This is a genomic window from Poritiphilus flavus, assembly GCF_009901585.1.
Lineage (GTDB): Bacteria > Bacteroidota > Bacteroidia > Flavobacteriales > Flavobacteriaceae > Poritiphilus > Poritiphilus flavus.
Window position 1 is genome coordinate 49170 of sequence record NZ_WXYO01000006.1, and the last position, 23370, is coordinate 72539.

Genomic DNA, 23370 nt, shown 5'->3' on the forward strand with positions numbered 1-23370 from the left:
TTTAGATAATAACTCTCTAGATCGTATTGAGCTTGAAAAGGCTATTGAGGCTGAGGTTCTCCTTCTTTTGTAGCCTGCCTATGATCCCTAAAAAAGCAATGGCGGTAATGTAAGCATCTCCAAGAGCCGTGTGCCTGTCTTTCAAAGAAATATCAAAAGCCTCTGCCAGGTCGTCCAATGTGTAATGATCTTTCTGGGAGCGCAAGGGGGATTTGATGAGTGATTTTGGATATAGAAGTGCCGTATCCAGAGAGCGGTTTAAAAGCTCCGGAAGTCCCTGACGCTTTAGGGCTTTGTTGATCATACTTATGTCAAAATGCGTATGATGCCCCACAATGACGCTGTTTTTTACATAGGCAAGCAGCTGCCTCATGGCCTCGTATTCTGTTACGCAGGTCTTAGTCTCTTTTTTGAGTAAACCGTGAATTTTAACCGTGGAATGGTCAAAACGCTCCTGTTTTAAGTAGAGCTCCAGGCTATTGTTCACTTCCATTACCCCGTTCTTCAAGGTTAGAGCTCCAATGGAAAGCATACGGTCTCTTTGAAAGCTGAATCCGGTAGTTTCGGTATCCAGGACTACAAAGCTGTTGGACTCAAGTTCAGGTGGAAGCTTTTTTGAAGCCTCAATTTCGTATTCCTTCCAGAAACCCGGAAGCTCAACAGGAGTTTTGTTAAAGGGGCTTCTCATCCTAAAATATTTGAGACCTTAAAACGGACTGATATAAGCTCCTGAAGTTCCTTGATGGTCTTGAAGGTGCGCTTTAATTTTATTTTCTCTTCTTTAGTAAGAGTTTCCAGGGCGATAAATCTTCCGGAGTCGTTGTGCAGAATTCCCTGTTTGGCCCTGAATTTAAGTAGCGCCTTGGTGGCATAAGAGCAGGATAGGAAGAACTCCCTGTTATTGGGTTCCAATTCAGCCAGCTTTTCATAGCGTTTGGCTGTATTGTTAATGGATTTTATCTGATGTGAAAGGATCAATACCCGGGCACCGTCTGTCAGCGGCATTAGGGCCCTGCGTTTCAGATCGAAAAAGTCTTTGTATTGCCCGTCTTGTTCCAATAGGAATTGCCTGAAAAAGCCAGTAGGTGAGGGGTTTTGCAAGGCTCCGCTTGCCAGGTGCATATAAAAAATGGGGTATTTTTTGACGGAATCGAAAATATGATCTGCCAGAGCATTCACCAGTGAGCGGTCTCCGTAGGTGTGATTGTAATCAAAGAAGATAGACGAGAGCAGCACTTCGTCTTTTCCGGGATTGATGATCCAATGAGAGACCAGGTTCTTCCATTCAGTAAGGCTTAGACACCATTTCGGGTTAGAGGCCATCATATCTGCCGGGCAATATTCATACCCTATGGTTCTTAATCCCTTGGTAACCCTCCTTGCCAGCTCCAGGAAATAGTTGGTAACCTCGGGCAGGCGTTCCTCCTCAACATCTTCAAAAATAATTGCGTTGTCCTGATCGGTATGCAGTAATTGCTCCCCCCGGCCCTGACTCCCCATGGCTACCCAGGAAAATCCTACCGGTGGTTCCGAAGGCATTTTTTTAAGGGCGATACTGATCAGCTGTTTTACACAGGCATCGTTTAGCTCGGAAATGACCTGCATGGTGATGGACATAGGGATGTTGTCTTCCAGATAGGCCTTTAAAAGCATCATCACACTCTTGCGAATACTGCGTATCTGTTTGATCTTTTTAGCCCATTTGATCTCTTTCATCAGCACAGCCGGATTGTTCCCTACGGCCAGCATCACATCGTGCTTGGAAATAATCCCTACCGCTTTGGTATTTGGCGTGCCATCTTCTGTCAGGCAAATATGCCCGATGTCGTTTTTCATCATGGCCATCTGTGCCTGGGTTACCGTTAATTTTTCGGGATAGGTGATCACAGGGGTGGTCATGATATTCTCGGCCGTTGCACTAACAGGTAATTTGCCGGTTACTATGGTATTCCTCAGGTCCTTATCGGTTATTATGCCAAGCGGAAGGAAGTCTTCGTTCACAACCAGCACAGATCCCACTTTTTTCCGTGTCATCAGTCGGGCAACCGTTCCGGCATCAGTTTGTGGCGTACAGCTGACCAGTTTCTTTTTGATCTTTACGGCCTGCAGGTCCAAAAGTCCGGATCCCTGACTTAAGGTGGTTGTGTTTTTTGTGTCACTTAAAAGTCTGCCTGAGGAACGTTTGGCGTAAGGATTCCGGGTGTTAGAAGCGAAACTTTCTATTAGGAAATTGGAGACTTCCTCGTAGGTCTGGGCAAAAGGCCTGAAGCTTGCAATTGGGATGGCGTAAAGAATGCTCTCTTCAAATGCGCTGGCGTCCAGCTTATAATTTTCATTGGCCATCAACGGTCTGAGGCCAAAAATATCCCCCTCATCACAAATATCCATGATCTCATCGGTATCTTTGCGATTCAGGCTAACGGCCCCCTTGTGCACCACATAAAAGTGGGGGTGTGGAGCTTCGCCTTCCGAAAAGATATCGCTTCCCTTTTCCTTATAGATGATGGAGACTTCTTCAGACAAGCTGCCGAGATCTTTCTCCAGCATTTCATTAAAAGGTGGGTAGTTTTTAAGGAAGTCCGCAACGCGTTCGGAGATCAGATTTTGCATGCCGCGCTTTTAAGTACAAAGTTAATTCATTTAGTAGTGAGTAGTATACAGTAATCAGTGAACAGTGAACAGTTGGCAGTAAGCAGTAAACAGTTGGCAGTGAATATTGTTAGGTCGAGCGCACGTGTCCATCGAAACTTTAGTGAAGATGGAGTCGAGACCTAATTAAGGAAGTAAACAGTAATCAGTGAACAGTGAACAGATCTCCTATTTAACACCCAACACTTAAAACTTAAAATTTTGATCTTGTACTTAAACTTATACTTATTCCTGAACTTCAACTTCTCTGCTTCTAAATTGCAGTCTAAACAATTAACTTAATTTTGGGGAGGGGTTAGAACCCCTGTTTCAGCAGGCAGTGGGCAATTTACAGTTAGCCGTCCTCCTTTGCCTGCGGCTTCGGAAGATGTAATCAGTGGGTAGTCAGTAGTTAGCGGATCTCGTATTCATCTAAAATTCAAAACTTACAACTTAAACCTTAAACGTAATCTTAAACTTAAACTTAATCTTAAACTCACCCTTATACTACCGCTTAAGCTTTTTCTTTACTTCCTAAATGTCATGTACATTAGGAACAATTAAGGTTCAAATTTCGAATCATATAGTTTCGCTATTTCTTCATGGAATTCGGTATCTTTTGCGGAGAGGATGTCCAGAATGGCCTTTTCCTTATTTTCAGCCTGGTTATAGTAATGCTGGATCATTTTACAACCCACGTAATAGCCTATCTGCCACGGCCAATCCGGGTGGTCATCAGATCTGCCATGAAACCAACCTTTGTTATTATCCGGATGCTCCTTTAAATGGGGTTTAAATAATTCCCACAATTCTGCCTCATGGGCTTCTCCATAGGTATATCTCGTCTTATCAACAAGATCTGGGGATACCAGATATGCCATGAAATCTGCCGTGCCTTCTCTAACCGCATAGCCCAGCATGTTGGTTTTAGTTTCATCAGTGTAGAGGGAGACATAATCAACCTCTCCCTGTAGATACGTCTGAAATAGGTGTCCTACTTCATGAACAGCTACAAAGGGAATATCTGTGATCGGAACTAGCGGGAAACTTCCCTTGGGAAATAAACCACCATAGGGTTCAAACTCACTATGATCCAGATCTTCATGGTATCCAAAGTAATCAACACTTATCATATTCCCGGTGAGCTCAATGCTTCCCCCGCCGCCCCAGGTAATAAAATAGTAGGTGGGTGGGATGGTGACAAACTCAAAAGGATACAATTCTTTCATACGATCGTAGTATTGCGCAATTTCATGTTCAAAACCTCTCAACTCAGTGTCAGCATTTAACAAAGACTGATAATAATCAGGCATCTGCGAAATACGCTGGGATAGCTTTTCTGGTGTCCAGTTGTAACGTGAAATCCATCCTTGCAGTCCGGGAGAGGCGTTTTTAAAATAGGATTCAAATGCGGCCAGGGTGTCACCGCCCTGTTCCATGCTGTTGTAAACCTCACGGAAGTTTTCTATATCCGTATAGCAGAATATGTATTCGTTGGTCTGGCAATTTGACGGATAATCCTGGGCAACCTCCATGTTTTTGGAGTTCTGATGGTTACATGAAATAAAAAGGCCGCAGACCAGGGCCAAAATGTGTAAAGGGATCTGGATTTTCATTTGGTTGGTTTACTATAAAGAGTAAACGGATGAATTTTTGTTACAGAAAAAGATTTTTAGTGGCGGAGCAAAAGAAATATAGTGTGCCTTAGGTCTTTGGCAACGGGTAGTCCTACTTCGCTAAAGCTTCGGCGGATGAAGTCAGTAGGCAGTTACTAGTAGGCAGTAGGCCGTGGACTTGGTTATGAATTTCACAATTCCTCAATTCCTCAATTTTACAATTTTACATTGTTCAAATTTTCAAAATGGCCAACCGCCTCCCTGCTTTTAAAATGCAGCGCCAACGGTTAACTTGAGTTTGGGGTGGGGTTAAGTACCCCTTGGGTCAGTAATCAGTATACAGTAAACAGTAATCAGTGAACAGTAAACAGTTGGCGGTAAGCAGTAAACAGTTTAACATTTAAAATTCAAAACTTAAAACTTAAACCTTGAGCCTTAAACTTAATCTTAGACTTAAACTTAAACCTCGTCTTAGACTTAAACTTACACTTGAATTCCTTCCGTTCTGCTTCTAAATTGCAGCCTTAACGATTAACCTAAAACCTTCTTATCCACTTTTAGCATCTTACCATGACCCGGTATGATATAATCGGCATTCCTTATAAGTGTTTTTCTACTTTGGACCAGGGCTTGCATGTCCATATCCAACGCATGGCTATGGTCCGGTTGATTCAGATCAAAAATTTGTTCCTCGGTATCAAGCCACCAAATAACATCCCCGGCTACCGCAACTTTACCTTGTGGAGTATTGACTATTAGAGAAAGATGTTCAGCTACGTGTCCTGGAGTATGGACAATTTCAATATCATCGCCAAGCACATGTCTGTCGAACTCCAGCATAAGGTCCCTGTCATACATTAAGTTGGCATCAAAGGTAATGTATCTGGCACTTTCGAAAATACCTGCCAACAGTACATGATCCGGATGGCGATGGGACAGGAAAACATAATCGATATCACTTGTGTTCAGTCCCTCATCACTCAATGCCTGTAACAAGGCTTCCCGGTTGCAACCCGGATCAGTGATGATCTTTTTTTCCTCTTCTGTTATAATCAAACAGACTGTTGAACTGGCCCTCCAACCTTTGTCTAGCTGTATGGCATAACCCTCCACTAAAACCTTAATTTTGGCCATAATTTTAATTTAAGTCTTTTGAATCGAGTATTTCTATAGAATGGAATCTGATAACCAAGCCCAAAATCATTTCAAGCTTGCCTATTTATGGTCTTTAGACGTTCCCAACTATAAAAACATGTTTTCTATCATTTTTTGAACATCCGGGCCATACAATTCAACCTTATGGATCAAACAATTTTCTGGCTATCCTTCTACTAAGGTAGCATCTTTATAAAAGCAATACCGCATGCTACAGGAATCACGTATAAATTTCAAGATATCTGCACTATTCACTATTCCAACATAAACAGCGGCGTCTTTTGGTATTTCAATTTCATAAACAGCGAAAGCCGGGCAAATCCATCATAATATGGCTGGTTACAAATTGGGTAAAAGCAAAATACACATGTGTTTTTATTATTTAATAACAATTCTTACATTTAACCATCTTGCCCTGATTAACTTAAACCTACTTTATTATGAATTCTTCTCAGTCTATCTGGGTTAGGCTATTTGCTTTCACATTTGCGCTGCTTTTCCTTATGTCTTCCTGTAAAAAAGATGAAGTAGACCCTTTGCAAGTAGCATGCTTAGATGATTTTAACTACGACAACGGCACAGATGAAGGGCCTGCGAATTGGCTTTATTACTGTGTGGATGATGGTATTGCAAATGAGTGCGGTAGCACCTCCCGGCAATCTCCTATAAACATCTTTGGAGCCTTGCATAATCCTGTGTTACAGGCTTTGTCCACTGCCTATACCAGTTCAACTACCGAAATCATAAACAATGGCCACACCATCCAATTTAACTATAAGGGAACGGGAACCTTAAGTTTTCAGGGGAGCGACTATGACTTACTACAGTTTCATTTTCATGCCAATAGTGAACATACTGTTGATGGAAATTACAGTCCGTTAGAAGCTCATCTCGTGCATAGAAATGCTTTTGGCAGTCTTAGTGTTATTGGTGTTTTATTCGAAATTGGTGCCGAAAACACTTTTTTAGATCAATTTTTGAGTGAACTGCCAACCGAGGAAGGCGAAATGTATATTGATGCAGATTTAGAGTATCTGGCTTCCGGTCTGTTACCGGCAAACAAGAGTTATTACAATTATGACGGATCGTTAACTACACCTCCATGTTCGGAAATTGTCGAATGGATTGTGATGGAAAACCCAGTTGAAATTTCACAAGCACAATTGGATGTCTTCGCGGAGATTTTAGGGTACAATTTCAGACCGGTACAACCCCTGGGAGAAAGAACCATAGGCTTGTTTACCGAATAAGCTGCCGTTGGAATATAGTATTGCTTCTTCTTTATACCCCAGAGCTCAGGTTATATCGATAAAAAATGTGGAAAATATAGCCGCAGTGGGTAGAAGATCATTGATTAAAAAATTAACGGAGGGTACTCCAGGAATGCCCTCCGTTCTTTTTTGGTTATTTGTAGCGTGAGGGGGACTTGAACCCCCGGCCTCCGGGTTATGAATCCGACGCTCTAACCTGCTGAGCTACCACGCCATAAAATTATTACGTACCAATATGCTTCCCGATCCCGACACAGTATAACTTGTCTGCTTTCCGATATAAGATCTCTCCGCTCGTCGGGAACCTCGCCATATGCCGTAAAAGCGGCTGCAAATATAACCTTTAATTTTTGGTCAATCAAAAATAGACCCTCAAAATTATTCTGATGCTTTTATTTTTTTATCATTTAGAAATATATATATTGTCCGGTATAAACGTGTTATGGGATGAGTGGAAAAATTAAGTTTGAACTCGAGTTCGTCATACAATCTTCACCTCAATTGCTGTATCAATACCTTTCAACACCATCCGGACTTTCCGAATGGTTTGCAGATAACGTCAACTCCAGAGGAGAGACTTTTAATTTTATTTGGGACGGTGCGGAAGAACAAGCGAAGCTGTTAAAACGAAAAAGCGATGAATTCGTAAAATTCGCATGGGAAGACAATGGGGATGAGAGTTTTTTTGAGATGAAAATCATTGTGGACGAGATTACCAAAGATGTCTCCCTGTTCATTACGGATTTTGCTGAAGAAGATGAGATCGATGAGGCAAAAATGCTTTGGGAGAATCAAGTCTCTGATCTAAAACAGGTTCTGGGGTCCAAGTAGCAAATCTATTATTTGAAGTATATTTGGCCTTGAATTTTTCAGGGCTTTTTTTATGGTCAACTACAACGGTAATCTGGTCGGAAACGACAGCAGTTTTTTGAACCACGAGAACAGGGGACTCCGCTATGGAGACGCTTTGTTCGAGACGCTGAGGGTAAAGCAGTCTGGCATACTTTTTTGGGAAGACCATTACTTCCGCCTAATGGCTTCCATGAGAATGCTGCGCATGGAAATTCCTATGGATTTCACTCTGGAGTATCTAAATGAGCAAATCAAACAGACCCTGCAGGCCAACTCTCTTTCAAACAGTGCAGCAAGGGTGCGCCTGACCGTTTTTAGAAATAATGGTGGTCGCTACCTGCCACAGACAAACGAGGTATCCTTTATCATTGAAACGGAGGCACTGGATTCTGAGGAATATACCCTGAATCAGCGGCCCTACGAGATTGAACTTTACAAAGACTATTTTTTGGCCCCGGGATTGCTTTCAGGATTAAAAACGGCGAACAAAGCCATTAATGTTCTTGGTAGTATTTACGCCAAAGAGAATGGTTATCAGAACTGCCTGCTACTGAATGTCAACAAAGAGGTTGTGGAGGCACTTCACGGGAACTTATTTCTGGTTCAGGGACAAAAGATTAAAACCCCTCCCTTGTCTTCAGGATGCCTCAATGGGGTAATGCGAAAGCAGTTAATAGAACTGCTAAAGGCGGATGATACTTACCAATTGGAAGAGGGGACCATTTCTCCATTCGATCTGCAAAAGGCAGATGAACTATTCATAACCAATGTGATAGCTGGTGTTCAGCCGGTCTCAAAATACAGGAAAGCTCAATACAAAAGCATTATGGCCACTGAACTAATACACAGGCTTAACAAAAATCTGGAAAAACTCAGTTCAGATTAGGATTTTCAGGGGCATTGGACCAAAGCAGGTAATCTCCGCCCAGTTGCATCATCTTCTCTTTCCAGAAGGCCGCGGACGACTTCTGTATGATACCGCTTTCGTATTCATTGGGAACAACGATCCACGACTTCGAAAGCAGTTCCTGGTCTAGCTGCAAGGAAGCCCATCCCGAATACCCAAGGAAGAATCGGATATCATTACTGGTGATGGTTCGCTGGTTGATAAGTTCCACAGTTGTATCAAAATCACCTCCCCAGAAGATACCGTCGGAGATCTCTACACTGTTATTGATGAGATGCGGAACTTTGTGAATAAAGTAAAGATTATCCTGTTCTACAGGGCCACCGTTATAAACCTGGAAAGGGACTGTGATCTCCGATACAAGATCACTGATGTCATAGTCAAGGGGTTTATTGAGTATAAAACCCACAGAGCCCTCTTCATTGTGTTCTGCCAGTAAGACCACAGACCTGTTAAAAGAAACGTCTCCGGTTAGAGCCGGTTCGGCAATCAGCAGGCTACCTTTTTTGGGTTTTATTTCAGTCATAGTCTAATGGTTGCTATTAAAAATAAGATAATTCTTATAAATAACAAAAAACAGGTTAAAACAAAAAAAGCGCCCCGTGGATGAGGCGCTTTTTATATATTTTAAGGGTAGATTAGTTTACTGAATTACTCAAATCAGCGCCCGCCTTAAATTTAACCACGTTCTTAGCAGCAATCTGAATTGTTTTACCTGTGGCAGGGTTTCTTCCTTCTCTGGCACTTCTTCTTGAAACAGACCAAGAACCAAAACCTACTAAAGAAACTCTATTTCCACCTTTAAGGGACTTCTCTACGTTGCCCAAAAATGATTCCAATGACTTTTTAGCTGCTGCTTTAGTGATGCCAGCATCAGCTGCCATAGCATCGATTAATTCTGTTTTGTTCATAATTTAATTACATTAATTGTTGTTAAATAATTTAAAACGCTCAAACAAATTTATAGGGATTTGCGATTAACGCAAGTAAAATCAAGGGAAATCGGCTTTTTTGTTGATAACTTGAAACGTTTGTTGATAAAGTGGGACTTTTTTTACGATTCCCGCAGCCCAATAACGGCGGGGCCTCACACCATTTGGGCATTTTTTTCAAGATTGAGCCCATTGAGCAAGTCCGAGACCTGCATCTTCCTTTTTCCAGCCAATTGCATTTCCAGTAGTTGAAGATACCCGTCACGGACCGCCACCCTAAGATCTTTTTTGGTAGTTATAACAGATCCAATCTTAAGTTGGTGATTAGCAGGCACAAAGGTGGAGGAGTAGATCTTAAGCCCCGTCTCTTCCTCCCCGTTGATCAGTGTTGTCCAGGCGGCAGGGTAGGGACTAAGGCCCCTGATATGGTTATAGATATCTTTTCCCGGCTTATTCCAGTTAATTTCACAGGTTTCCTTGTGAATTTTAGGTGCCGATCTTAAATTCCTTCCTTCGGGTTGTACCTTGCTTTCAGCCTGCCCGCTTTCAATAGCCTTAACCGTCTTTAATACCAGCTCCGCGCCCTGATCCATAAGCAGATCGTGCAGGTCACCAGCGTTGGCTTGCTCTGATATCGCTGTGCTTTCCTGGTAAATAATGGCCCCGGTATCTATTTTGTCATCTATAAAAAAGGTGGTAACACCAGTTTCAGTCTCCCCGTTTATTATGGCCCAATTGATGGGAGCTGCCCCCCGATAGTCCGGTAAAAGGGAAGCGTGCAGGTTAAAAGTTCCATATTCGGGCATTTGCCAGACTTCCCTGGGCAACATTCTGAAAGCTACTATTACAAATAGGTCAGCTTTTAGTTCGCTTAGTTCCTCAAGGAAAGCGGGATCTTTTAGCTTTTGGGGTTGTAATACCGGCAAGCCTTGGGCTAAAGCGTATTCCTTAACCGGAGAAGCTTTGATCTTTCTTCCTCTTCCTGCAGGTCTATCAGGTGCGGTAACCACTCCAACAACATCACAGGAATGATCTATCAGTTTTCTCAACGAGGCCACGGCAAAATCCGGGGTGCCCATAAATACGATACGCAATAACTTCATTTAGGTCAGGGTATATTGGTTGTTGTTGTTTATCGATATTTCATCATTCTCCAACAAGTTTCTAAGGGATTCCAGGACAATAGGCTCTTCGAACGGAAGCAACTCGATCAACTGCCGGGAGGATTGCTGTTCCGTAGCCAGTGCGGCGAGGATATGCTTTTCTACCTGTTCCAACAAAGCCTCATCCGTTCTGGTATCTTGCCGGCAAACGTCGCATTTTCCGCAGTCTACCCTGGTTCTTTCCCCGAAGTAGCTCAGCAATTGTCGGTTTCTGCACTTTCGGTTATTGCGGGTATATTCCAGCATCCGCAATAATTGCTCCTTTCTTATTTCCTGATGCTTACGCACCTTTTTTGCAAAGATATTGATGGTCCTGTCATCTTCACGAGGAACGAGAAAGGTAACTTCCAGATCCCGGTTTTTGGATTTCAGATCAAGTATTCCGTCTTTTTGAAGTTGTTCAAGGGATCGAAGAACATCCTCTTCACCCAGCCCGGACTTTTTGGCGAGAAGCGAAACATTTATCGGTGTTTCGAAATCGAAAACGCCTCCATAAGTCCTCAGTAATATTTGTACGGTGTCCGTTAGGCCGGGATTATTTTCCAGATAGGACCAGAGCTCCTTTTTACCACAAGTGAATTTAACCGTGGTCTTTCGTGAAAAATTAGGGGACAATGCGATTACAGAATTCTGGTCTAACAGCCTCAGTCCATTATAGGTCAATTTTCCGGAAAGCCCGTATCTATCGCAAAACTCATCAAATCTAAACTGAAAGGGTTTAGACTCCAGGGCCCCGTAAGGGATCTGAAAGAAGTTGTTGAGCTTAATGTATAACTTCTTCAGGAAAGCGGGTTCCGGGATGCTGCTGAGGAACTGATCCATTAGCCGATGTTCGTCTGTCTTATTGGTCAGCAGCACAGCCCTGGCAGGCATACCGTCCCTCCCGGCTCTTCCGGCCTCCTGGAAGTAGTTTTCTATACTCTCAGGAATGTGGTAATGAACCACCAGATCCACATTCGGGTTGTCTATGCCCATTCCAAAGGCGTTCGTGGCAACCATGATCCTGTGGGTGCCGTTTAACCAAAGATCCAACTTCTTTTTTTTCTCCTGGGACGGAATTCCTCCGTGATAGTAGGATGCAGATATTCCCTTACTGTTAAGGAAGTGGGAGATCTCCACAGAAGACCTCCTGCTATTGACATATACAATACCACTTCGTTCGCTTTCCGTACAGAGTCTGGTCAGCCGATAGTTCTTGTCTTCTTCAACGCATACGGTGTAGGTTAGGTTACTCCTGGAGAAAGAATCTTTGAATACACCGGGATCTCTCAAATCCAAATGATCCATAATATCTCTGGAAACCCTTTCGGTTGCTGTTGCTGTAAGGGCTATGAAAGGTACTCCTTCGGCCAACTCCCGCAATACCTTGCACTGCAGATAGGCCGGCCTGAAATCGTGACCCCATTGGGAGATACAATGCGCTTCGTCTATGGCTACAAGGCTGACTTTCATTTGACTGATCTTCTCAAGGATCAATTCCTGTTGCAGCCTTTCCGGTGAGAGATATAAGAACTTGTAATTTCCGTACAAACAGTTGTCCAGGAGGTTAACTAACTCCTGAAACGGAATACCCCCTGTAAGGGCTATAGCCTTGATCCCCCTTTTTTTGAGTGAAGCTACCTGGTCCTGGATTAAGGCGATAAGGGGTGAGACCACTATACAAATACCTTCCATGCTCAGTGCCGGGATCTGATAACATACGGATTTACCCCCGCCGGTCGGCAAAAGGGCCAGCACGTCCTTCCCGCTCATCACAGATTGTATGATGGATTCCTGGGACCCCCTGAAGTTTTCGTAACCCCAGTGTTTCTTTAATAGGGATTGCGGATCCGCGATCATCTTATACCAGTTTTAATTGGTTTAAAACAAATGCAGTGCGCTCGGCAACCGTACCTTTTGGTATCACTACAGCCTGGTATCCGTATTTGGAATAGGTATCTTCCAAATGCCGGTGAATTTGAAGGGCTTCCTCATAACTTTCCAAACGCTCGTTATCCGATATATAGATCTCTTTCCAGGGAGGTACAATGAGAACCATGTCATAACGGTGTGCTTCGCAGGCTTTCTCAAAATAAGCCTCATAGGGTTGACTGAAATAATCCATATATGCCAGCACGTCAGGGATTCCCCGGTCGTAAAAGACTACATCTCCTTTGTTGGCTGCACCTTCCTCAAAATGAGTAATACGTCCCTGAAGTATTTTCTGATTGAATTGGTACGGGTCAGAAACAAAGGCTAGTGGATTAGTACTGAACTCTTTCTCATTTTCCTGTTTTTTTGCCTGCATCGTCATCGTTCTGATAATTTCGTGAAAGCAATAAAAACCATTGGTTTCCAACTCATTCACTATAGAGGTCTTTCCGGATCCCGGACCGCCTGTAATGGCAATTCTTTTCGGTTTCAAACGCGCTGATTATGTAGACAAAAGTAATCAATAGCAATAAGCTTAAAAAATTTAGGTCGAAGGTGTATATTTGCAAAAACGATGCGATGGATAGCGAGAAAACCGAGGAATTTTACGATAGGCTAAAGGAAGAATTACTTCAAAATACAGATTGGCCATCGGACTATCTCTACAAGTTCATAATACCAACCGATCAGGAAAAGATCAGCCAGATACATCAGATTTTTGACAATACCGGAGCCGTAATCGAATCCAAACAGTCGCGAAAGGGAAAATACACCAGTATATCAGTTACTGTGCATCTTGCAGGTCCTGAAGAAGTCATTCTCAAGTACAAGGAGGTTGGCAAGATTGAGGGTGTAATATCTCTTTAAAATGGTATTTGTGGTATAATTTTGTTATTTTGCAGGCGTTATACACTTACCGCTTTTCGAAGTACATAAGCATAAACTTTTTAATTTGAATTTAGTAGAAAACCTAGAATACAATACGGAGCGTCCTAAGCTCTTTATTCCGGAATATGGTCGTCATTTTCAAAAAATGGTAGACTATGCAGTATCCATAGAAGACAAAGAAGAACGCAACCGGGTCGCAAAGGCCATAATTAGCGTCATGGGAAATCTTCAGCCGCATCTTCGCGACGTGCCTGATTTTCAACATAAATTATGGGATCAATTGTTCATCATGGCCGATTTTAAATTGGATGTGGACTCTCCCTTTCCTATTACAACCAAAGAGATGTTGCAGCAAAGGCCAGACCCGCTGGAGTATCCCCAGAACCATCCAAAGTACAGGTTTTACGGGAATAACATCAAACGAATGATCGATGTTGCCATCAAATGGGAGAAAGGGGATAAGAGATCCGGCCTGGAGTACGCCATCGCCAATCATATGAAAAAATGTTATCTGAATTGGAATAAGGACAGCGTGGATGACCAGGTGATCTTTCAGCATTTATATGAATTAAGCGATGGCCAGATTGACCTGGCTTCTGATGGAGAAAATCTCACAGATAGCGGACAATTCCTTAAAAACAGATTGCCAAAATCCAGTCGCAGCAGCTCCGGAAAGAAAAGTCAAAGGAATAATAACCGTGGTAAGAAACGGTTCTAATTTTTTCGTCCTCTCATGGGTACATTTATTATAGAGGGTGGGCATACGCTCCATGGCGAGATAACCCCTCAGGGCGCAAAGAATGAGGCACTACAGATCCTTTGTGCGGTTCTCCTGACACCCGAAGAAGTTACCATTCACAATATTCCGGATATCGTTGATGTAAATAAACTAATTGATTTGTTGGACAGCCTGGGCGTCAATGTAAATAAACTTGGGAAAGGATCTTATACATTCCAGGCGGATGCTGTCAATCTGGACTTTCTGGAGTCCGAACAATTCAAAATAGACGGTAGAGGGTTGAGGGGGTCCATCATGCTTGTCGGACCATTGCTGGCACGTTTCGGAAGAGGTTATATCCCTAAACCCGGAGGCGACAAAATAGGCCGTAGAAGGCTGGATACCCACTTTGAGGGATTCATGAAACTGGGAGCACAATTCCGTTACAACAGTGAAGAACATTTCTACGGGGTAGAGTCGGATAAGCTGAAAGGTACCTATATGCTGCTGGATGAGGCCTCAGTTACCGGGACTGCAAATATTGTTATGGCTGCGGTACTTGCTGAAGGCACAACAACCATCTACAACGCGGCCTGTGAACCTTATCTTCAGCAATTGTGCAAAATGCTCAACAGAATGGGGGCACAGATCTCCGGCATAGGTTCTAATCTTCTGGTAATTGAAGGAGTAACGGAATTGGGAGGTACTGAACACCGAATGCTTCCTGATATGATCGAGATTGGCAGTTGGATAGGCTTAGCCGCTATGACTCGTAGCGAACTCACTATTAAAGATGTCAGTTGGGACGATCTGGGGCAAATTCCCGCGGTTTTCAGAAAACTTGGGATTCAGCTGGAACGTCGTGAAGACGATATCTTCATCCCTAAGCATTCAGAGGGCTACGAAATACAGAATTATATAGACGGATCCATTCTTACGATTGCCGATGCGCCATGGCCGGGGCTTACTCCGGACTTACTGAGTATAATTTTGGTAATGGCCACCCAGGCCAAAGGCGAAGTGGTGATCCATCAGAAAATGTTCGAAAGTCGTTTGTTCTTCGTTGATAAATTAATCGATATGGGTGCCAAGATCATCCTTTGTGATCCGCACAGAGCTACGGTGATCGGTCACAACTTCAGATCCACCCTCAAAGCGACTACTATGGTATCGCCGGATATCAGGGCGGGAGTTTCCCTTCTTATTGCGGCATTGTCTGCCAAAGGGACCTCTACTATTCATAACATAGAGCAGATAGACCGGGGTTACGAAGATATTGACACCCGACTCAGGGCCATTGGCGCCAATATTATCAGACAGTAAAACTTTCTTGGATTTCTGCAGGTTGCTGCCCTAGGGCCTTACTTCATTTCCATCCGGATATCGGGCAAAACGGCCTTCAGATTTATCGTGGACGTTATCATGATGTGGCCACGGCCAACCCCCGAACTGTGTAATTCTGTATTCCTCCATAGCTTGTTGGATCTCCTTTTGCGTATTCATAACGAAGGGTCCGTACTTTGCGACTGGCTCGGCGATAGGCTTTCCTTCCAATAGAAGAAAACCTGAGCTACGGTCGCCGTTTTTAAGGGTTATCGTGTGTTCCGGATGTAGTTCTATACCGGTATTTACTGAGATCTGCTCATCCAGTAACTGTGCTTTATCACCCTCGTAATAATACAATGTGCGGTTAACTCCTGCGGCTGCAGGGATACTAAATGTTGCATTGGGATCCAACAAGAGGTTCCAGATGGATACCTGGTTTTCCGGGTTTGCAGCCCATGAGTCCGGGGCAGGTGCAGGGGCTTCAGTGGACTGATATGCTCCGGCTATCAGTTTTAAAGAGGCTCCATCCTCCTTTAATACCGGAATATCTTCGTGCCACAACATCTTAAAATGAGGGTCGGCAAATTTACTTTGAGCCGGTAAATTAAGCCAGATCTGAAAGAGCTCCAATGGGTTATCCCTTTCTGTCTGGAGCAAAGGGAACATTTCTGAATGTTGCACGCCCCTCCCGGCCGTCATCCATTGAACATCACCCTCTCCAAAGCGTCCGGCTGCACCGAGAGAGTCTGAATGATCGCAAAAGCCTTTATTTACAATAGTAATAGTCTCAAATCCACGATGTGGATGCGCCGGAAATCCCGGAACTGTAAGCCCATGGTACATGCGCCATCCATCTTTGATGACAAAATCGTTTCCGAGATTCCTTCCCTCCAGGGAAACGGCAGGTTCCATCTCCTCATTGCCTTTGGGATAGTGGTCCAGATGATAAACACAAAAAAGAAAGGGATCCTGAGTTTCCCAGGGAAAGCCCAGGGGGAAAATTCGTTTTACAGCAGAGTTCATAGCAAATAGTTAAATTTTCATATTAATTTTCTTCATAAGAAACGAAGGCGAACCGCTCTCCATCAGGGGACCAGGAGGGAACATTTATGGTACCCTGCCCACCAGTAAATGTGCATAGCGTTTGGATATTTTTTGTCTTTAGATCGAACAACCTCAGGGCCACTTCTTTCATAGGGGGGTGGCGGTCTCCCTGGTCTTCCAGATAAGCTATATAGACAAAATGTTCTCGGGTGGGTGAAGGGTGTGCGAACCAGTTGGAATAGGAATCATTTGTAAGCTGTTCCTTCTGGCTACCGTCCGGACTCATCCTCCAGATCTCCATCTTTCCGGATTCCATGGAGTTGTAATAAATGTATTTTCCATCCGGACTGTATTCGGGACCATCGTCCAGCCCTGGAGCTGTGGTTAAGCGAGTTTCTTCTCCGCCAACCGCAGGAATGCGGTAGATATCGTAATCCCCGTTTCGCCTGGCAGTGTATACCAGATACTTTCCGTCCGGAGACCAGCCGTGCCAGTATGATGGGTAATCCGGTGTGATGAGTTTAGGTGTTCCTCCTTCTACCGGGAGGGTATAAATACGGGATGTTCCCCCGGAAACACCCTCTATCTTATCATTATTGCTTATAGCCAGGGTTCTGCCGTCTGGTGATATTCCATGATCATTGTTGCATCGGTCTGCCTGTCCTGTAGGGATGTGTATTTTTTTTGGGTTTTGTAAGGGTAATTTATAGAGAAGCCCATTCTGATTAAAGATCAGGTAACTGCCGTCGGTACTCCAGTTAGGCGCTTCAAAATGATCTTTTTCCTCATAAATTACCTCCCTTGTGCCTGAGGTAATATTATAGATTTCCAATTTAGATGTCAGCTGCTTTTCTTGAGCCTTACCCTTATGCATAACCAAAATTGTTAGTAGCATTAATATTTTAAAGCTGATTTTATTCATTGCTCTTCCGATTCAAAATTTTTTACCACACGACAGGGGTTACCCAATGCCAGTACATTATCCGGAATATCCTTGGTGACAACAGCTCCGGCACCGATAGTTACGTTGTCGCCTATGGTGACACCAGGAAGTATGACTGAATTCCCGCCGATCCAGGCATTTTTGCCAATAGTTACCGGTTTGGTATAGGTAACATAAGAAGTTCTTCCTTCCGAAGTCTGGATTCTCTCCCTCGGATCGACCGGGTGAGCTGAGGTGTAGATCTGCACATAAGGTGCTATCAGGCCATTTTCCCCAATGGTAATGAAATTATCATCGAGAAAGAAACAATTCGCGTTAACGAAGGTATTGGCACCTATGGAGATATTTTCACCGTAATCACAATAAAAAGGGGCCTCAATCCAAACGCCTTCCCCTTTGTATTTGAGGAGTTTATTCAGAATCTCGTTCCGCTTCTGTCTGTTTTCTGAATTGAGCCGGTTGTATTCGCTAAAGAGTTTTCTCGCCCGGTGATACATGGCAATTAGCTCCCTGTCCCTTGAATTATAGGGAAGTCCTTTAAGCATTTTTTCCTTTTCGGTCATTCGGAAAATATTAGGCCGCCTTACTATGTTAAGACCTTTGAAGTCAACAACAAGAAGGTTAGAGCGCCGATGGTTCTCACGACTCCAATTCTTTCAATCTTTGAATCCAATAGTGTTATGGGTTCCGTCGCAGTAGGGTTTGGTTTCCGATGCTCCGCAACGGCAGAAAGCGGTGCTTCTTTTCTTGGCTTCCTGGCTGCCATCAGCCAGCTTTACCTCCAATTCACCCTGTACGATCAACGGCCCGTTAGGGATTACTTCTACCTTGGCACCCTCCATTGCCGTCTTTTGTTCCTGCTTATTTTCTCCTTTGATATAATAACTCAGAGCGCCTGATGGACACAGGTCTATTTGCGATTTCAAGGCATCCGTGGAAGCATTCTCAGCTTTGATCCAGGGTTTCGCATTAGGGTCGTAGACTTCGGGAAGTGTTTGAACACAAATGCCCGAATGTATACACTTCTTGGGTTTCCATACAACAGTAAGCTCTCCGTTAGAATACTCCTTTATAATTTCTCTTTCCGACATAATTACGCGATGTTTATTCCTTTTAAAACTAGTTTTTTCCATTCCGGATGTCGCTTTATATAAAGCGCGACAAAGGGGCAAAGGGGTACCAGTGTCAGCTCTTGTTTTTCAACATCCTCCAGGGCCGCCTTAACCAAAGCTGTTCCTATTCCCCTTCCCTCAAGCCCCTTTGGGACTTCCGTATGGGTGAGGTAGATCTTGTCCCTGGCTTTGATATATTCAATTCTCGGTACCGTTCCATCAACATGGAATTCGTACTGTTTTGCGGCTTCGTTGTCTATTAGTTCATAGTTTTTCATAGCATTTATTTAATTGTTCCCAACAGGCGGAGGTCCTTCAGGCACAATGGCCTCATAAGTTTCAGAACCTTTCCTTTCCAGATATTCAGCATTTACTTTTTGTACCAGTTTAGGGTCTTCAAAGAGGTCTACCATGGTCATGGCCATGGCTTTTGCAGCATAGGACATGCCCTTGTGTCCTATACTCATTCCACCACAGGCTACTACGGCCCAGGAGTGCCATGGCGTATCTTTTGGAGCAGTTGTTACGCTAAGGTTAATATTGGGTACATTCCAACTTACATCACCGACATCCGTGGATCCGCCTCCCGGATGTTCCTTGGTGGTTTCCAGGCTGGAAATTGCCGAATCCAGGCCCAACTGTGGCTTGCCTGTGACTTCCTGAATCTTTTTGCCAAACGCGATCTCCTTCTCAGTATAGGTAATAGGACCAAGTAACTCCAGATTCTTCTGCATGATCTCGCCACCCGCGCGGTTGACCAGGACCTCGTAGATTCCCGAGATCAAAGAGATCTTATAGTCCACGTTGGCAAGGATAGCCGCACCCTCTGCCATTTTTTGTACTCTTTCATATACCGGCATCATACCACTTCTTTTGGTATCCCTGACCCTGACCCAGAGTTTGCTGTAATCCGGGACAACATTAACCACCTGGCCTCCGTCCTGTATGTGATAGTGTATCCTTACGGTAGGTTTGATATGCTCTCTGTAGTAATTGATCCCGGCCGTATATAGCTCAAGCGCGTCTGAGGCGCTGCGGCCGTTCCAGGGGTCCGCTGATGCATGCGCCGCCTGCCCGAAAAACTCCACTTTAAAGTCGACCAACGCCAGGGAACTCTGCACATCAGCCTTGGTGGAGGCTCCGGGATGCCAGCTCAAGTTGACATCGACACCATCCCAAAGCCCTTCCCGGACCATCCATATCTTTCCAAAGTATTTTTCCTCCGAAGGTGTGCCGAAGAACTTTACAGTACCCTTGAGTTTTCCCTGCTCAATTAGTTCCTTTACCGCAATGGCCGCACCTAGGCTTCCCGCTCCAAAAAGGTTATGACCACAGCCATGGCCTGCGGCGCCTTCTGCAAGAGCTTCTTTTGTGGGTTGAGCCTTTTGAGAGATACCCGGAAGCGCATCGAATTCCCCTAAAACACTAATAACAGGCTTCCCACTGCCATAAGTGGCTACAAAAGCTGTGGGCATTTCTGCGACACCTCTTTCCACATTAAAACCATTGGCCTCTGCGTAGTCTGCCAATATTCTGGATGACTCATCTTCTTCAAACGCCGTTTCAGCAAGAGCCCATATAGAGTCGCTTATTGCTATTAGTGAGGACTCGTGCTTTTCCACACTGGCAATTGCCCCTTTCTTATTCTTACTTAGTTTTTGGGAATGTATGCTGGTACCAAAGATCAGCAATAACCCGATTAATGCCCATTTTCTCATTGTTGTGTATTTGAATTAGCCATTATATTTCTTGTCATAGTATTCATAGGATGTCGTTATCAGTTCTGTCAAAACCTCAAGATCAACATCTGCCAGTTTTTTTACATACAGGCAGGACTTGCCGGTTTTATACTTACCCAGTTTTTCCATGAGATAATCATATCGGTTGAATCCAGACATAATGTACATGGTCAGGTTCTGTTTTCTTGGAGAGAATCCTGTGAGTAACATATCGCCCTCTCGCCCTGAATCGTATTTGTAGTGATAACTTCCAAAACCAACTATACTTGGCCCCCACATAACCGCTTCTTTGCCGGTGATTTTTTTCATCAATTCCAGCAGTTTATAGCTATCTTCTTTTTTTTGTGGATCTTCTACAGCCTCCAAAAATGCGGTTACAGAAGCGTTGTTGGGGATCGTTTTGTTTTGGGCCATATAGCGGAAGTTTTGCTGCTTTCTAAAATACTGAATTTTCCGCTTATCCCAAGGCCTAATTAAGGCCGGTTTAAGCAAAAAAAGCCATTGTTAAGCAAAAGCGACTTTAATATCAGGCCAGGGCCTCCTTATAGGTTCTGAGACAGCGTTCCCGAGCCATTTTGTGGTCCACCATTTTATCCGGATAGCTAAATTCCTGAAGTTCAGGTACCCATTTGTTGATGTAGGTTTTGTCCGGGTCGAATTTTTCCACTTGGGTCATAGGGTTGAAGATCCTGAAATAGGGTGCAGCATCCACACCGCTACCGGCGGCCCATTGCCAGTTTCCAACATTGCTGGCCATTTCGTAATCCAGAAGCTTTTCCGCGAAGTAGGCCTCTCCCCATCGCCAGTCAATAAGCAGGTGTTTGCAAAGAAAACTGGCCACCAGCATGCGTACCCTGTTGTGCATATACCCCGTGGCATTTAGCTCGCGCATCCCGGCATCTACAAGGGCATATCCCGTCTCTCCGTTTTTCCACAACTCGAATTCGGAAGTATCGTTCCGCCATTGGATCCTATCGTATTGTGGTTTGAATGCCTTATGGACAGTATCCGGAAAATGCCAAAGGATCTGCATAAAGAATTCCCGCCAGATCAGTTCATTCCAAAACACTTCGTTTTCAGAGGAGACCGCCTTTTTGATCATTTCCCGCACGGAGACCGTACCAAAGCGCAAATGCGGTCCCAGTCGCGATGTGCCCTTATCCAAACCCGGGAAGTTCCGTGTCGCTTCGTAATTGGATATTAGTTCCTGGTCTGTGTGGTATTCCGGTACTTGTATGGTGGATTCATTAAAGCCTATTTGTTCCAAAGTAAGGAACGGAAGTTCCGAACTGTCATAAAAATTGGCCGCTTTGGCACTTAAAGGGAACGAACTCAAAGGCTGCTCTTTGGCAAACTGTAGCTTCCATCTTTTCATATATGGAGTGTAGACAACATAGGGGTTTCCGTCGTCCTTAACAATCTCGTCTTCCTCGAAGATGACCTGGTCCTTATAGGTACGGAAAGGAATGTCCAGATCCTGGAAGTACGATGCTACGGATTCATCCCTGGTCCTGGCATAAGGCTCGTAATCTCTGTTGGTAAATACTTCCCTGATAAGAAATTCTGAGCTCAGTTTTTGGAGAACTTCCAGGGGTTGTCCAAAATACACGGCAACACCCTTGCCATTCAGTTTTTTTATTTCCGTGTCTAGTTGTTGAACCCGATTGTGAATAAAATTTACCCTTGCATCATGTCTAGGCAAGCTACTCAGTATTTCCGAATCAAAAATAAATATTGGCAATACGGGATACCCGGAATTAAGGGCGTGATAAAGACCAACATTATCCCGGATCCTTAGATCTCTTCTAAACCAGAAAAGCGCTATTTCAGGCTGCATCAATTGACATTCAGATTAGAGAGGCCACCATCCACTCCTACAACCTCACCGCTCATCCAGTCACTGTCCTCACCCAGGAGAAACCGGGCGCATTTTGCAATATCACGCGGTGAACCAATTCTTTTAAGCGGATGGCGCAAGGCCATGAGTTCCCTTTTCTTATCGTTACTCAGCAAACGCCCGGCCAGCGGAGTATCTACCAGTGAAGGAGCGATGACGTTTACCCTGAGATCAGGAGCGTATTCTGCCGCCAGGGACCTCGCAAATCCCTCGACCGCGCCTTTGGCCGCCGCGACACTGGTGTGGAAAGGCATTCCGGTCCCAGTCGCCACAGTACTGAAGAAAACCATGGATGCTCCTTTGGCCATTTTCGGCATGATTTCCCGAACGGTCTTGACCAGTCCAAAGAAATTTACCTCCATATCCTTTTGAAATACCTCTAAGCCCATCATTTTAAGTGGCTTCAGGTTGATGGAACCCGGGCAATATACAAATCCATGGATCTCAGAAGGGATCTGCTGCTGTACCAGGGTATCCGCCAGAACATCAAAGCGTATGTGCTGAACATCCAGGTTCTCGAGGCCTTCTGAGGTTCGGGAACATACAAAGACATTGTGATCCTTACTGAGCAACTCTGCAATGGAGTATCCGATACCGTAGGATCCTCCGATAAGTAAAATATTTTTTCGCATATCTATATGGTCTGGAAAGTAATGGTTTTGGGTGCTCCCGGGACTGATCCAAAGAGCTCAATTAGTTTTTGTTCTCTATAGTTAAAAATGCCTTCTAATTGTTTCTTAACCAATATTGGATGCATCAACTGCCCGAGGATCCCAAAAGGCAATTTGTAATCAATGATATCCTCCATCTCCACACCCTCTTCTACCGGCTTTAAAAAATGCTTATGATGCCAAAGGGCGTAGGGACCGAAACGTTGTTCGTCCACAAAATACTCCCCGTGCTTTACATGGGTAATCTCAGTGACCCATCTTGTGCTATATCCGGCAAAGGGAGATACCTCGTATTGTATGATCTGGCCCGGGAACATGGAACGCTCTACACCTGACAAAATATTAAATTTCATTTTATCCGGCGTTATAACTTTTAGATTTGCTGGATTGGACAAAAACTCCCAGGCTCTCTCTATTGTAATAGGCAGGGTTTGCTTCGCTGATAATCGGTAAAGTTTCACAAAAAAAGTTTTGACAAATTTACGAAGATTTTGTTTAATATATAATTAAATACGTTAAACAAAACTCAAAATAACCGGGCTCAGGTCCTTAATCTTATAGCATTCAATACCTTCTTACCGGGAGTAGCGTCCTACA

Annotated in this window: 25 protein-coding genes and 1 tRNA gene; 6 read left to right on the forward strand and 20 right to left on the reverse strand. The window is 44.1% G+C overall.

Annotated elements, in window-relative coordinates; translation table 11 throughout:
• Positions 1-16: 16 nt before the first annotated feature.
• The 4 genes from GTQ38_RS13050 to GTQ38_RS13065 all read right to left on the reverse strand — a co-directional run bounded on the left by GTQ38_RS13050 (position 17) and on the right by GTQ38_RS13065 (position 5378).
• On the reverse strand, positions 17-688 hold the full coding sequence (locus GTQ38_RS13050) for a 3'-5' exonuclease (RefSeq protein WP_161435990.1): 672 nt from the start codon (positions 686-688) through the stop codon (positions 17-19).
• The gene (locus GTQ38_RS13055) at positions 685-2610 is read right to left on the reverse strand and encodes a DUF294 nucleotidyltransferase-like domain-containing protein (RefSeq protein WP_161435991.1); all 1926 of its coding nucleotides are present in this window, start codon (positions 2608-2610) and stop codon (positions 685-687) included. The genes GTQ38_RS13050 and GTQ38_RS13055 overlap by 4 nt, the downstream gene beginning before the upstream one ends.
• 578 nt (positions 2611-3188) lie before the next feature.
• Positions 3189-4244 carry a hypothetical protein gene (locus tag GTQ38_RS13060; RefSeq protein WP_161435992.1) on the reverse strand — a complete coding sequence of 352 codons (1056 nt, stop codon included), beginning with the start codon at positions 4242-4244 and terminating at the stop codon, positions 3189-3191.
• A gap of 531 nt (positions 4245-4775) precedes the next feature.
• Positions 4776-5378, reverse strand: a complete 603-nt coding sequence (locus GTQ38_RS13065) for an MBL fold metallo-hydrolase (protein ID WP_161435993.1) — start codon at positions 5376-5378, stop codon at positions 4776-4778.
• A gap of 461 nt (positions 5379-5839) precedes the next feature.
• On the opposite strand from GTQ38_RS13065, the gene GTQ38_RS13070 reads away from it, so the two are divergent.
• Positions 5840-6649, forward strand: coding sequence for a carbonic anhydrase (locus GTQ38_RS13070; protein WP_161435994.1), 810 nt, complete (start codon positions 5840-5842; stop codon positions 6647-6649).
• A 161-nt stretch (positions 6650-6810) separates the two neighbouring features.
• Here the strand turns inward: GTQ38_RS13070 and GTQ38_RS13075 are convergent.
• Positions 6811-6884, reverse strand: a tRNA-Met gene (locus GTQ38_RS13075).
• A 233-nt stretch (positions 6885-7117) separates the two neighbouring features.
• Between GTQ38_RS13075 and GTQ38_RS13080 the strand changes: the two genes are divergently transcribed.
• Together GTQ38_RS13080 and GTQ38_RS13085 are read left to right on the forward strand one after the other, a co-directional pair.
• A complete protein-coding gene (locus GTQ38_RS13080) occupies positions 7118-7501 on the forward strand; it encodes an START-like domain-containing protein (RefSeq protein ID WP_161435995.1) in 384 nt (127 codons plus the stop codon).
• A 52-nt stretch (positions 7502-7553) separates the two neighbouring features.
• Positions 7554-8408 carry an aminotransferase class IV gene (locus GTQ38_RS13085; protein WP_161435996.1) on the forward strand — a complete coding sequence of 285 codons (855 nt, stop codon included), beginning with the start codon at positions 7554-7556 and terminating at the stop codon, positions 8406-8408.
• Here the strand turns inward: GTQ38_RS13085 and GTQ38_RS13090 are convergent.
• The 5 genes from GTQ38_RS13090 to GTQ38_RS13105 form a co-directional block, all read right to left on the reverse strand.
• Positions 8395-8955 carry a YqgE/AlgH family protein gene (locus GTQ38_RS13090; RefSeq protein ID WP_161435997.1) on the reverse strand — a complete coding sequence of 187 codons (561 nt, stop codon included), beginning with the start codon at positions 8953-8955 and terminating at the stop codon, positions 8395-8397. The genes GTQ38_RS13085 and GTQ38_RS13090 overlap by 14 nt on opposite strands.
• Before the next feature lie 112 nt (positions 8956-9067).
• On the reverse strand, positions 9068-9340 hold the full coding sequence (locus tag GTQ38_RS13095; RefSeq protein ID WP_161435998.1) for an HU family DNA-binding protein: 273 nt from the start codon (positions 9338-9340) through the stop codon (positions 9068-9070).
• Between the two features lie 176 nt (positions 9341-9516).
• Positions 9517-10464 (reverse strand): methionyl-tRNA formyltransferase, encoded by a 948-nt coding sequence (gene fmt, locus GTQ38_RS21000; RefSeq protein ID WP_238857931.1) that lies wholly within the window; start codon positions 10462-10464, stop codon positions 9517-9519.
• Positions 10465-12363: a RecQ family ATP-dependent DNA helicase gene (locus GTQ38_RS13100; RefSeq protein ID WP_238857932.1), complete on the reverse strand. Its 1899-nt coding sequence runs from the start codon at positions 12361-12363 to the stop codon at positions 10465-10467.
• Between the two features lies 1 nt (position 12364).
• A complete protein-coding gene (locus GTQ38_RS13105) occupies positions 12365-12928 on the reverse strand; it encodes an AAA family ATPase (RefSeq protein ID WP_161435999.1) in 564 nt (187 codons plus the stop codon).
• A gap of 86 nt (positions 12929-13014) precedes the next feature.
• Between GTQ38_RS13105 and GTQ38_RS13110 the strand changes: the two genes are divergently transcribed.
• The 3 genes from GTQ38_RS13110 (at position 13015) to murA (ending at position 15364) form a co-directional block, all read left to right on the forward strand.
• Positions 13015-13302 (forward strand): DUF493 family protein, encoded by a 288-nt coding sequence (locus GTQ38_RS13110; protein WP_161436000.1) that lies wholly within the window; start codon positions 13015-13017, stop codon positions 13300-13302.
• A gap of 85 nt (positions 13303-13387) precedes the next feature.
• Positions 13388-14041: a DUF4290 domain-containing protein gene (locus GTQ38_RS13115; RefSeq protein ID WP_161436001.1), complete on the forward strand. Its 654-nt coding sequence runs from the start codon at positions 13388-13390 to the stop codon at positions 14039-14041.
• Between the two features lie 15 nt (positions 14042-14056).
• Positions 14057-15364 (forward strand): UDP-N-acetylglucosamine 1-carboxyvinyltransferase, encoded by a 1308-nt coding sequence (gene murA, locus GTQ38_RS13120; protein WP_161436002.1) that lies wholly within the window; start codon positions 14057-14059, stop codon positions 15362-15364.
• Positions 15365-15394: 30 nt separating this feature from the next.
• On the opposite strand, the gene GTQ38_RS13125 is transcribed toward murA, so the two are convergent.
• From GTQ38_RS13125 to GTQ38_RS13170, 10 genes are all read right to left on the reverse strand, one after another.
• Positions 15395-16390, reverse strand: a complete 996-nt coding sequence (locus GTQ38_RS13125) for a pirin family protein (RefSeq protein ID WP_161436003.1) — start codon at positions 16388-16390, stop codon at positions 15395-15397.
• A 22-nt stretch (positions 16391-16412) separates the two neighbouring features.
• Positions 16413-17285: a TolB family protein gene (locus GTQ38_RS13130; RefSeq protein ID WP_238857933.1), complete on the reverse strand. Its 873-nt coding sequence runs from the start codon at positions 17283-17285 to the stop codon at positions 16413-16415.
• A gap of 44 nt (positions 17286-17329) precedes the next feature.
• Positions 17330-17917 (reverse strand): sugar O-acetyltransferase, encoded by a 588-nt coding sequence (locus GTQ38_RS13135; RefSeq protein WP_161436005.1) that lies wholly within the window; start codon positions 17915-17917, stop codon positions 17330-17332.
• Positions 17918-18010: 93 nt separating this feature from the next.
• On the reverse strand, positions 18011-18445 hold the full coding sequence (locus GTQ38_RS13140) for a (4Fe-4S)-binding protein (RefSeq protein WP_161436006.1): 435 nt from the start codon (positions 18443-18445) through the stop codon (positions 18011-18013).
• 2 nt (positions 18446-18447) lie between these two features.
• Positions 18448-18744 carry a GNAT family N-acetyltransferase gene (locus GTQ38_RS13145; protein ID WP_161436007.1) on the reverse strand — a complete coding sequence of 99 codons (297 nt, stop codon included), beginning with the start codon at positions 18742-18744 and terminating at the stop codon, positions 18448-18450.
• A gap of 9 nt (positions 18745-18753) precedes the next feature.
• The gene (locus GTQ38_RS13150) at positions 18754-20184 is read right to left on the reverse strand and encodes an amidohydrolase (RefSeq protein ID WP_161436008.1); all 1431 of its coding nucleotides are present in this window, start codon (positions 20182-20184) and stop codon (positions 18754-18756) included.
• A 15-nt stretch (positions 20185-20199) separates the two neighbouring features.
• Positions 20200-20619, reverse strand: a complete 420-nt coding sequence (locus tag GTQ38_RS13155; protein ID WP_161436009.1) for a DUF1801 domain-containing protein — start codon at positions 20617-20619, stop codon at positions 20200-20202.
• A 112-nt stretch (positions 20620-20731) separates the two neighbouring features.
• Positions 20732-22042 carry a cryptochrome/photolyase family protein gene (locus GTQ38_RS13160; RefSeq protein ID WP_161436010.1) on the reverse strand — a complete coding sequence of 437 codons (1311 nt, stop codon included), beginning with the start codon at positions 22040-22042 and terminating at the stop codon, positions 20732-20734.
• Positions 22042-22734, reverse strand: coding sequence for an SDR family NAD(P)-dependent oxidoreductase (locus tag GTQ38_RS13165; protein ID WP_161436011.1), 693 nt, complete (start codon positions 22732-22734; stop codon positions 22042-22044). The genes GTQ38_RS13160 and GTQ38_RS13165 overlap by 1 nt, the downstream gene beginning before the upstream one ends.
• 2 nt (positions 22735-22736) lie before the next feature.
• Positions 22737-23234 carry an SRPBCC family protein gene (locus tag GTQ38_RS13170; RefSeq protein WP_161436012.1) on the reverse strand — a complete coding sequence of 166 codons (498 nt, stop codon included), beginning with the start codon at positions 23232-23234 and terminating at the stop codon, positions 22737-22739.
• Positions 23235-23370 lie beyond the last annotated feature (136 nt).